The 10,246-nt window shown below is 67.1% G+C and carries 12 protein-coding genes and 1 pseudogene; 10 read left to right on the forward strand and 3 right to left on the reverse strand.

What is annotated here, in order from left to right:
* Positions 1-123 precede the first annotated feature (123 nt).
* Positions 124-231: pseudogene (locus tag ACK4S2_RS14795) on the reverse strand (IS630 family transposase); the annotation flags it as partial.
* Positions 232-322: 91 nt separating this feature from the next.
* Here ACK4S2_RS14795 and ACK4S2_RS14800 point away from each other — a divergent pair.
* The 8 genes from ACK4S2_RS14800 to ACK4S2_RS14835 all read left to right on the forward strand — a co-directional run bounded on the left by ACK4S2_RS14800 (position 323) and on the right by ACK4S2_RS14835 (position 8,030).
* Positions 323-1,036 carry an ArnT family glycosyltransferase gene (locus tag ACK4S2_RS14800; protein WP_409626051.1) on the forward strand — a complete coding sequence of 238 codons (714 nt, stop codon included), beginning with the start codon at positions 323-325 and terminating at the stop codon, positions 1,034-1,036.
* The gene (locus tag ACK4S2_RS14805) at positions 1,012-1,650 is read left to right on the forward strand and encodes a hypothetical protein (protein ID WP_409626054.1); all 639 of its coding nucleotides are present in this window, start codon (positions 1,012-1,014) and stop codon (positions 1,648-1,650) included. Before ACK4S2_RS14800 ends, ACK4S2_RS14805 begins: the two co-directional genes overlap by 25 nt.
* The gene (locus tag ACK4S2_RS14810) at positions 1,647-2,402 is read left to right on the forward strand and encodes a phosphatase PAP2 family protein (RefSeq protein WP_409626057.1); all 756 of its coding nucleotides are present in this window, start codon (positions 1,647-1,649) and stop codon (positions 2,400-2,402) included. Before ACK4S2_RS14805 ends, ACK4S2_RS14810 begins: the two co-directional genes overlap by 4 nt.
* Positions 2,399-4,042, forward strand: a complete 1,644-nt coding sequence (locus ACK4S2_RS14815) for an ArnT family glycosyltransferase (RefSeq protein WP_409626060.1) — start codon at positions 2,399-2,401, stop codon at positions 4,040-4,042. Before ACK4S2_RS14810 ends, ACK4S2_RS14815 begins: the two co-directional genes overlap by 4 nt.
* Positions 4,039-4,881: a phosphatase PAP2 family protein gene (locus ACK4S2_RS14820; protein WP_409626063.1), complete on the forward strand. Its 843-nt coding sequence runs from the start codon at positions 4,039-4,041 to the stop codon at positions 4,879-4,881. The genes ACK4S2_RS14815 and ACK4S2_RS14820 overlap by 4 nt, the downstream gene beginning before the upstream one ends.
* Positions 4,882-4,978: 97 nt before the next feature.
* Entirely contained in the window at positions 4,979-6,388 is a 1,410-nt protein-coding gene (locus tag ACK4S2_RS14825) for an ATP-binding cassette domain-containing protein (RefSeq protein WP_409626066.1), read from the forward strand.
* Positions 6,385-7,200: a carbohydrate ABC transporter permease gene (locus ACK4S2_RS14830; protein WP_409626069.1), complete on the forward strand. Its 816-nt coding sequence runs from the start codon at positions 6,385-6,387 to the stop codon at positions 7,198-7,200. The genes ACK4S2_RS14825 and ACK4S2_RS14830 overlap by 4 nt, the downstream gene beginning before the upstream one ends.
* Before the next feature lie 11 nt (positions 7,201-7,211).
* A complete protein-coding gene (locus ACK4S2_RS14835; protein ID WP_409626072.1) occupies positions 7,212-8,030 on the forward strand; it encodes a sugar phosphate isomerase/epimerase family protein in 819 nt (272 codons plus the stop codon).
* 9 nt (positions 8,031-8,039) lie between these two features.
* Here ACK4S2_RS14835 and ACK4S2_RS14840 read toward each other — a convergent pair whose 3' ends face one another.
* Both ACK4S2_RS14840 and ACK4S2_RS14845 read right to left on the reverse strand, forming a co-directional pair.
* The gene (locus tag ACK4S2_RS14840) at positions 8,040-8,297 is read right to left on the reverse strand and encodes a LysR substrate-binding domain-containing protein (RefSeq protein ID WP_409626074.1); all 258 of its coding nucleotides are present in this window, start codon (positions 8,295-8,297) and stop codon (positions 8,040-8,042) included.
* Positions 8,298-8,317: 20 nt separating this feature from the next.
* Positions 8,318-8,776 (reverse strand): LysR substrate-binding domain-containing protein, encoded by a 459-nt coding sequence (locus ACK4S2_RS14845; protein WP_409626076.1) that lies wholly within the window; start codon positions 8,774-8,776, stop codon positions 8,318-8,320.
* A gap of 165 nt (positions 8,777-8,941) precedes the next feature.
* Between ACK4S2_RS14845 and ACK4S2_RS14850 the strand changes: the two genes are divergently transcribed.
* Together ACK4S2_RS14850 and ACK4S2_RS14855 are read left to right on the forward strand one after the other, a co-directional pair.
* A complete protein-coding gene (locus tag ACK4S2_RS14850; protein WP_409626079.1) occupies positions 8,942-9,373 on the forward strand; it encodes an epoxide hydrolase N-terminal domain-containing protein in 432 nt (143 codons plus the stop codon).
* A 22-nt stretch (positions 9,374-9,395) separates the two neighbouring features.
* Positions 9,396-9,995, forward strand: a complete 600-nt coding sequence (locus ACK4S2_RS14855; protein ID WP_409626082.1) for a hypothetical protein — start codon at positions 9,396-9,398, stop codon at positions 9,993-9,995.
* Positions 9,996-10,246 lie beyond the last annotated feature (251 nt).

Here is a 10,246-nt window from a genome sequence, read left to right on the forward strand (position 1 = left end):
CGCAAACTCGACGGCCAAAACCGCCTCCCCGAGATCATCCGAGGGGTTGAATTTCGCGACGGCATCAAGCACGAAATCAAAGCCGCCTGATCACACCGTCACCAACTTTCGGGCATAGCTCACCGAGGACACGCCGACGCCGAACCGTTTCGCCGCCGCACGCCGACTCATGCCGCCATCAACGGCGGCCAAGGCCCGAGTGCGAAGATCCATGGAAAGTGGTTTGCCCATCCTAAACCCCAACATCTGCTCCGAGCAGACTGAATCACGCCTCGGCCCCGATGGGAACCCCCTCGCGATTCACGACGCTCGGGAACCGCTCTTGACGCTGCTTGACCGTACCGAGCTGTCGACCGACGAGGCGCAATACTGGTTCTGGGGTCAGGAACTGGGTTTCGGCGCCTATTCCAAGCCACCGCTGATCGGCTGGCTGATCCGGCTTGCGACCGAGATCATGGGGCAAAGCGTCTGGGCCGTGCGGCTGCCTGCAGTCGGGCTGCACGCACTGACCGCGGTGGTGCTGTATCAGACTGCGCGGCGGCTGGCACCCGATCCCCTTCCGATGGTCTCGGCCCTGTCCTATCTGGTGGCCCCAGCGGTGGCGCTTGGGTCGGCGGTGATGACCACCGACACACCGATGCTCCTGTCGGCCTCTGTCGCGCTACTGGCGCAGGTCCGGCTGGCCGAGGCCCGCGCGGCCGGACATACCGCGCCCATGGTGGCGCTGGGTCTGGGGCTTGCTCTGGGGCTGGGCGTTCTGGCCAAACACGCCATGCTGTTCTGGATGGTGGGCGCGGGGGCGGCGGCGTTGCTGTCGCCCGCATTTCGCCCCAAAGGCTCAGATCTTCTTCTGGCCCTTGCGATGGCCGCCGTCGTGGTGGCGCCGCATGTCCTGTGGCTCTATCGGCATGATTTCATCACGGCGTCGCATGTCGCAGACATCACCCGCGGTACAATGCCGACCCTGTGGCGGCCACTGCGCTTTGTGGCCGAGCAATTTGCGGTCGCCCGGTGCCGCTGGGGCTGGCCGCGCTGACGCTTGCGCCCGTGCTGATCGTTTTGGCACAGGCGGTGCGCGGGCCGGTTCTGGCGAATTGGGCGGTGCTGTTCTTGGTCCCGGGGTCGATCCTTGGCGCGATGTGGCTGGCCGCGCATCGTCGGCTGGCGCTGCTGTCGCTGAGCCTCGGGCTGGCGATCTCGGTCACGCTGCCGCTGCTGAAGGTTGCCGGTCCCGGCCTGACGCTTGCCGACGGGCGCCCTGCGCTGCACCGCTACCTTGGCCATGCCGATGTTGCCCGCTGGGCCATCGGCATCGCGCAGGCTCATGGCGCCCGGGTGCTGGTCGCGCAGGATCGCGACCTGCTGGCCGATCTTTCGTGGTTCTCTGTCGGGACCGACCTTGCCATCCGTGCAGTCCCTTCCGCCGGGCGGCCCCGGCACCATTGGGAAATGACGGCCGCCTTCGACCCTGAAACCGACCCCGCCCCGCTGGTCTTGCTGCGGCAAACCGCAAGCCTGCCCTGCCCTGAAGGACAAGTCGTCGCCCGTCATCTGGCTGGCCCCGGCTTTGCCGGCGGCAGCCGCCTTGTGCTGTTGCGCCTGCCTGACCCGGGCTGCCTGACCCCCACCGCTTCCGGAACGCTTCCATGACCTATCACCGCCTTGTGCTGGCCTATCTTGCCGCTTTCCTGACGATGCAGACCCTTTTTGCCGCCTTTCCGGGCATCGACCTTGCGGTCTCGCACCTCTTTGCCGACGGCCAGAACGGGTTTCCCTGGGCGAACGGCACGGCGGTCACGGTCAATCTGTTCCTGCGCCGACTGGGAGAGGCGACGGTATCCGCGCTGATCGCGGCCTGGGTCTGGGGCCTGTTCTCCGGCCGGCGCCACCGGTCGGAGCAGCGCCTGCTGGCCTATCCGGCGCTGTGCGTGGCACTGGCCTGCGGCGGGCTGGTCAATCTGATCCTGAAATCCAACATCGGCCGCGCCCGGCCCGACAGTGTGACCGATTTCGGTGGCAGCGCGGCCTTTACACCAGCGTGGCAGGTCGCGGATCACTGCGGCCGCAACTGTTCCTTCACCTCGGGCGAGGTGGCGATGGCCGCAAGCCTTGCCATTCCGCTGCTGGCGATGCTCTGGCCCCATTTGTCCAACCCGCGCGCCCGCTGGGCGGCCGGCCTTGCCGCGGCCGCCTATGTCGGGCTGACGGCGCTGTTGCGGATCGGGCTGGGGCGGCATTTCCTGAGCGATGCCGTCTTTTCGGTGCTGCTCGCGGCGGGTGTAGCGCTGTTGCTCTATCCGCTGCTGCGCATCGAACAAACCCGTGCCCGCCTTGCGGCCCATCTGACCCGGCCTGTTCCCGGGCCGCGGGACAAGCTGGGTGAGCAGAGGGGGATCTATTGACCAACCTATTTGCCCGCGCTGCATCAGGCATCGCCGGCTGGCTGCTGCTGGCCGGCTTTGCCCTGCTTGCCTTTCTGTCGGGCCTTTCGACCCTTCCGGTCACCGACCGCGACGAAGCGCGATTCGTTCAGGCCAGCCGCCAGATGGTGCAAAGTGGTGACCCCATCGACATCCGCTTTCAGGACCAGGCGCGGCACGCGAAGCCGGTGGGCATCTACTGGCTGCAAAGCGCGGCGGTGCTTGGCTCGGGCTTCGGGGAGCAGGCGCCGTTGTGGGTGTACCGCTTGCCGTCGCTGGCCGGGGCAGTGCTGTCGGTGCTTCTGGTGGCCGCCGTGGGGTTACCGCTGTTCGGCAGGACGCCGGCCCTGCTGGCCGCTGCGGTCTTTGCCGGGGGGCTGGTGATCGCCGGCGAGGCGCGCATCGCCAAGACGGATGCAGTGCTTCTTGCCACGGTGCTTGCAGCCCAGGCGGTGCTTGCGCGCGTTTACATGGGGCAGGCGGTGGGGCGGGCGGGGGCCTATGGCTTCTGGCTCGCCATCGCTGCGGGTCTCCTGATCAAGGGACCGATCGGGCCGATCGTTCCGGCGCTGACCGTGGTCGCCCTCGGGCTGGCTGATCGCCGCCTTGGCTGGCTCCGACCGATCCTGTCCCCCGGGCCGATCCTGCTGGCGCTGGCCCTGGTGCTGCCTTGGGTTGTCGCCATTTCGCTGCGGACCGGGGGCGCTTTCTGGGCCGGGTCGGTCGGGGCGGATCTGCTGCCCAAGATCGCCGCGGGGCAAGAGGGCAAGGGCGCCCCACCCGGAACCTACCTGGCGCTGGTCTGGCTGACCGCATGGCCGGTCGGGCCGCTGCTGCTGCTGGCGCTGCCCGCTGTCTGGCATGCCCGGGGAAGCGCCCCGGTTCGCTTTTGCCTCGCCTGGGCGGTGCCGCTCTGGCTGCTGTATGAGGCGGTGCCGACCAAGCTGATCCACTATCCGCTTCCCGCCTTTCCGGCGCTGGCCTTGCTCGCGGTGGCCCATCTGCCCGCATACCCTGCCCTTGTGCCGCGCGGCATTCTGGCCGTGGCAGGGCTGGCGGTCCTGCCGGGCCTGCTCCTGGGGATGGCGGTGCTGGCCCATGCACTGGACACCGGGCAAGACCCGGCCGCCCTGCATGCCGCGCCCGGGCTTGCATCGGGGATGCTGCTTGCCGGGCTGGCGATCCGCGCCTTTGCCTTGGGTCAAGGCCCGGCGTCGGTTGCGATCTGCGCCGCGCTGGCCGGGGCCGGCCTGCACAGCGGCCTTGTGACGGCCGCGGCACGGATGCCCGCCCTTTGGCCCAGCGAGGCCGCGCTGGCCCGGGTCCGCGATCTGGCCCCCGCCGACATCTGCCCTCGCCCCCAACTGACCGGCTGGGGCTATACCGAGCCGTCGCTGGTCTGGCTTGGCGGCCGCGAGACGCGGCTCTTGCCAGCCACGGCCGCCGAAGCAGAGGCGATCCGCCCCGGACCCTGTGCCTTCGTCATGAAAGCGCGGCAGGAGGCCGCTAATCTGCCGGAGCCGGCATCCGGGTGCCGCCCGGCCGGGTCTGTCACGGGCCTTGCCATAGGTGCCGGACGCAGGGTCACCTTGGATATCCTGGACTGTTGCCCCCAGCCATGAAACATGCCGGTTCCAGCGAAGATTTCCGGAAGCGCCTTGGCGAGCCGGGGCCCAAGCGCGCACTGCGTCGGCTGTGGCGCGATACGTTGCGGCGGCAAAGCGCGCCGTCGCTGCTGATCTGCCTTGCTGGCCTGCTGTTTCTGGTGGCGATCCTGCTTGATCCCGTGGCGCTGCGACTGGCGCGCGGGATGGACCCGTCGCAGGTCGCCGCCCTGCGGCTGATGACCCGTTTCGGCAATGCCGCGTGGCCGCTGTGCCTTTGCCTTGGGCTGCTGGGCGTGATCGCCCTTCTGGTACGCCGTCCCGCAACGCCACTGCCCGACGGGTTTGCAACGCTGCGCGCGACGCTGATCCTGCAGGTCATGGCCGTCGCGTTGAGCGGTGTACTGGCAAGCCTGACCAAACATGCCATCGGCCGGATCCGACCGTCGGCTGACGCCGGGGCCGAGGTGTTTCAGGCCAGCCTGTTGGCCTTTCAGTACGGTTGGGCCGCCTTTCCCTCGGGCCATGCCACCACCGCCACGGCAAGCGCTCTGGCACTGGCGATCTGTTTTCCCCGCATGGCCTGGGCCTGGATGTCCATCGGTCTGCTGGCGGCTCTGTCGCGCGCCTTTCTGGGCGTTCATTGGCTGAGCGACTGCGTTGCCGGCATCGTGCTGGGCACGGCCGTCACGCTGGTCCTGTGCCGCGCGATGGAAGCGCTTGGCCATGTTTTTCGGGTGCCGCCGGGGGTTCTGGGGCGCATGGTTGTGATCGCCGGGCAAGACGGGTGGCGCCGGCTTACGGCCTTGTCGCGTCTGGACCTGCGCCGTTTTGCCGACAGCTTCATCAAGCGCTGAGCCGTTTTCCACATTCCGCTGTGCAGGCTGAGCACCGTCCGGCATCGGCCGGACTTTTCGCAATCCTGTCACCTTCACGGGCTATCGCAGCGACAGAATGGAAACTGCTGCCCCCCTGCGGCCCGCCGCGGCCCCGAAGATCACCTGCCGGCACCTGTCGCGCCGTATCGCTTCGGCGCAGGCGCTGGACGGGGTCGATGTGACGCTGCCCGGCGGCGACTTCTCGGTGCTTCTCGGGCCGTCGGGCTGCGGAAAATCGACCCTGTTGCGGCTGATTGCCGGGCTGGACGCCCCGAGTGACGGGCAGGTGCTGATCGGCGGGCGCGATGTCCCGCGCCCCGATGTCTGGGAAACCGATGTGGTGAAGGCCTATACGGCGGAGTTTCCGCAGGCGCTTGTGGCGCGTGACCAGCTGGCCCATGCGGTGACGGAACTTTCCACCTTCGTAGGCCTGCGTGTGACGCAGGTCCTCAACTCGGCGCTCGCGGCCGCGGTCACCGGCCAGAAATCGCCGAAAGCGGCGCTGGACGCGGCGCAGGCCGAAGCTGACGCCATCCTTGCCGCCTATCGCAAGCAACACAGACGGCTCGGCCCGAGGCGCTGCTTCCGGCCCGGCCGACCATGCCCCGGAACAGGCCGTCATGCTGAAACGCGACTGGATTCAAGCCTCGCTGCTGTTGCCGCCGGCTTTCGTGTTTCTGCTGGCCTTCAGCCATTATATCCGGCGGTGCAGACCCTGATTGACAGTTTCCGGACCACCCCGAAAGGCCGCCGCCCATCCGAGTTCGGCGGGGTCGCAAACTATGTGCGGATCCTGTCCGACCCGATCTTCGCCCGGGCGATGTGGAGCTCGGCGGTCCATGCGGCGCGGACCATTCCGTCCTCGATCACGCTGGCGCTTGCCATGGCCCCTCTGGTGCAGGCCTGCTTTGCCGGGCTGGCGCTGATGCACATGGCCTTTTTCACCCCGACCGTGCTGCCCCTGATTGCGGTGGCGAATATCCGGCTGTTCTTCTGCGGCCCGGGCTTCGGGCTGATCGACCAGTTCCGCATCTGGGCGGGATTCGGATCGGCCGATTACACCGGCCAGCCCGGCAGCGCGCTCTATGCCGTGGCGGTGGTGACAGTCCGGAAAGAGACCGGCCTCTTCATGATCTTCTATCTGGCCGCGCTGCGGACAATACCGCAAAGCCTGAGGGATGCCGCCGCCATCGAAGGCTGCGGGCGCCGGACCTTATTTCGCCGCGTAACGCTGCCGCTGATCATGCCCTTCGTATCGGTCAATCCCACGATCTACGCCTTCCGGCTGGTGGACCATGTCTTCGTGATGACGCGCGGCGGGCCGGACAATGCCTCGATGCTGCTGCGCGACTACATCTTCGAGAACGGCTTCCGCCCTTGGGACACCGCCTGTGCCGCGGCGCCGACCATCGTTCTGGTGGCCCTGCTGACCGTGGTGGGCATCGCCCAGTTTCTGGCCACCGACCGCCGGGTGCATTACCGATGACTGGCTCGCAGGTTGATCTTCTGCCGATGTGGGCGGCTGGCTGGGTGCCGGCGCTTCTCTGGGCGCTACCCTTGCTTTGCGCGCTGTGGTTGGCCTTTCATCCCGCCGCCTATGAGACGCGCTTTGACCTGACCGCCCCCCTGACGCGGGAAAACTTCGCAATCTCATGGGGAAAGGCCACGTTTGCGCGCTATTTCCGCAATGCGACGGCGCTGGTCACGCTGATCCTTGCGGTGCAACCGGTGCTGTGCACGCTGGCCGCCTTTGCCTTTGCCCGGCTGGAGTTTCAGGCGCGGATGCTGCTGTTCTCGTTGGTGCTGGTGCAGCTTCTGGTCATGCCCGACATCCTGCTGCTGATGAATTATCGCAGCATGTTCCAGCTGGGGTTGGTCGATACCATCCTTGCCATCGGACTGCCCTACGTGGCCAGCGGCTTTGCCATCTTCCTGCTGCGCCAGACCTTCCGCACCATCCCTAAGGAACTGGATGACGCGGCGCGGGTAGAAGGCTGTTCCTTGATGGGCCTGCTGTGGCGGGTCTATGTGCCGCTGGATCGGCCCGCGATGCTGGCCTTTGCGCTGGTGTCGGTCAGCCATCAATGGAATAACTTCCTCTGGCCGCTGGTCGTCACCAACTCGGTCGAGACGCGCCCCTTGACCATGGGCCTGTCGATCTTTGCCACCACCGACAGCGACATCGAATGGGCGGCGCTCAATGCCGCCACCCTGATGACCTCGGCGCCGTTGCTGCTTGCCTGCCTTCTTCTCCAACGCCAGTTCGTGCAAAGCTTCCTGCGCGCCGGCATCAAATGAAAGGATCCGCCATGTCGCTTCCCCGTCTGGGTGCTGCCGTGATGATCGACACCTATCCCGTCCTGCGCGAGTGGATATGCGGTCCTGGCCGGGCCATCGAGATTCAGGACTTTTGCGGCATCGGTGTGCTGGAGCGCGACCACAGCGACCTCATTGCCGCGTGGAAGACGCTGCTCCACGGTCACTCCGGCCCGCGCGGCATTCATGGCCCCTTCTTCGGCCTTGATATCGCAAACCCCGATACCGAGGTGCGCGCCATCGTGCAAAAGCGTCTGTTGCAGGGGCTGGAGGTGGCCGAGGCACTGGGTGCCGATCTGATGGTCATCCACAGCCCCTTTACCCATTGGCACCAGCTGAACCGCGCGAACTACCCCAGCGTCTACCCCGGCCTGACCGAGGCCAGCACCGCCTGCCTTGCCCCGGTTCTGGCCCGGGCGGCCGATACCGGCTGCACGCTGGTGCTGGAGAATTGCGACGACACCGATCCGACCGACCGGGTAGCGCTGGTGCGCAGCATCGGGCATCCGCAGCTGAAGGTCTCGCTGGATACCGGCCATGCCGATATCTGCCACGGCCGCTATGACGCGCCGCATGTGGTGGATTACATCGCCGCCGCCGCGGGCCTGATGGGCCACGTGCATCTGCAGGATGTCGATGGCTATGCCGACCGGCACTGGCATCCCGGCGATGGCCGTATCGCATGGCGCCCGGTGTTCGAGGCGCTGGCCGCGCTGACCGAGCGCCCGCGTCTGACGCTGGAAGTGCGCCGCGACTTTGCCCGCCTGCCCGCCACCGTGGCGCGGCTGGAGGCGATGGGTCTGGCTTGCTGATCCCGGCGCTCAGGCCCGTCCCGCTCCGGAGGCGAGGGGAAAGGCCCGTGCGGTGTCGATAAAGGCGCGCAGCGTCACCGACATCAGCCGGGCCGAGTGCAGGACGGCATGCACCACAGCCGGCGGGCGCGACCAGCCGTCGGGCACCGGCACAAGCTCTTTGGCCGCCACGAATAGCAGGGCCTGAAAATCAGGCAGAAGGGCCATGCCAAGCCCGGCCACCGCCATGTTGGTATTTGCCAGATAGCGCGGCCGGGTCGGCAGCATGGCCGCCTCCGGTCCGCGAGTCACCTCGTAGGGCTAACCAGCAAAGCCCACGAACCCCTCGCCCGCAGGTCAGACGGATGGGCCGGGGTGCCCCGGGCTGCCAGAAACCCGGGCGCTGCGTAAAAGCCATGGGTGATCTGCCCAAGGCACCGGGCCACAAGATCGCTGTCGGGCAGTGGGCTGATGCGGATGGCAAGGTCAAAGCCCTCATGCACGTTATCGGCCACGCGGTTGGTCAGGTCCATCTCGACCGAGACATCGGGCCAGCGGTCCAGAAAGGCCCGCACCCAGCCGTTGACCGCCGGCAGGCCGAACTCATACCCGCAGGTGATCCGCAAGCGGCGGCGCGGATCACCTGCGCGCCCTTTCAGCGCCGCCTCGGTCTCGGACCGGGCGTCAAGGATGGCGCGGGTGAAGCTGCCCGCTGCCAGAACGGTCAGGAACAGCTGCATGTGATCGGTGTTCAGTGGAGTCTCCATACGCAACAGTCGGAGGATATGGGCGCGATTTTTCAAGGTGGAGACATCGGAAAAGCTGGCGTTTCGCAACCGAAAGGCCCCTTGCCCATGACCCGCCGCAAGTGTCTGACCGCCACCGGCGTCACCGCTCTGTCTCCCCTTCCCTCCCCCGCGCAAGAGACCGCCATGACCCTCCGCCCCTTTGCCATTGCCCTGCCCGACGCGGTTCTGGAAGACTTGGAAACCCGGCTGCGCCTGCCCCTTTGGCCCGACCGTATCGGCGGCGCGGGGTGGGATTACAGGATCCACACCCTGCGCCTGCTGATGGACCGCTGGGCCGAAGGTTTCGACTGGCGCGCGGTGAAGCGTGACCTGAACGCCCTGCCGCAATTCACCGCTACGGTGGAGCGCGAGACGATCCATTTCCTCCATGTTCGCGGCGGCGCGGCCCGGCGCAGTCCGCTTCTGGTGCTGCACGGCTGGCCGTCGTCCTTCCTGCAGATGACCGACCTGATTCCCTTGCCGACCGCCGACCGCAATGGCGTGAGCCTTGACGTCATCGTGCCTTCGCTGCCCCGGCTGGGGGCTTCTCGTCGCAACCGACGGCGCGCGGTATGAGCGTGAGGTGCATGGCGGCTTGATGACGGGCCTGATGGTGGATGTGCTGGGGTATCCGAAGTTTGCGGCGCGGGGCAGCGATCTGGGCGCGGGCGTGCTGCGGCAGATGGCGCTTGCCCCGCCTGACCGGCTGATCGGCCTGCACCTGTCGGGCATCAATCCCTATGTCGGCGTCGTGCCCGACGATCTGTCGCCCGAAGAGGCCGCATTCGTGCATCGTGCGCAAGGCTGGATGCAGTCGGAAATGGCCGATGCCATGCCGCATTCCTCCGGGCCCGATACGGTGGCCTTTGGCCTGGGCGACAGCTTCGCCGGACTTGCTGCATGGATGCTGGAAAAGTTCCACGCCTCGACGGACACGCCCGATTTCCTCGCCCGCGATGGCCGCGACAGGCTGCTTGCAAGCCTGACGCTGTCCTGGGCCACCGGCGCCATCCGGTCCTCCATGCGGCATTACTATGAAACCGTGCGCGATACCGGCCAATGGGGACGCGTTGAGGTGCCGACCGCAATGCTGATGGTGCTGCATGACATGTTCGCCGCCCCGCGCGCCTGGGCCGAGCGGAGTTACAACGGGCAGCGCTGGACCGAGATCGACAGGGGCAGACATTTCCCAGAATGACAGGAACCTGCTGCGGTCGCCGACGATCTGTTTGCGTGGTTCGCCACCGGGGCCTGATGCCGCCCGCCAGCCGTCTCGACAGGCAAGGAGACACGCCGGGCAACGAAGCCCGCCCTGGATCATGTCCTGGGGCGTGGTGTATCAGCGCTGACCTTCGGAAAGGTCCGGGTCTTGTCAGGTGGCCACGGCGGGCAGCCTGACGTTGGGATTGTCGGTGACGCGGGCGAGGGTTTCAAGCGACATGTAGCGCC

It is taken from the genome of Gemmobacter sp. (assembly GCF_046292685.1).
In the GTDB taxonomy this organism is placed as follows: domain Bacteria; phylum Pseudomonadota; class Alphaproteobacteria; order Rhodobacterales; family Rhodobacteraceae; genus Wagnerdoeblera.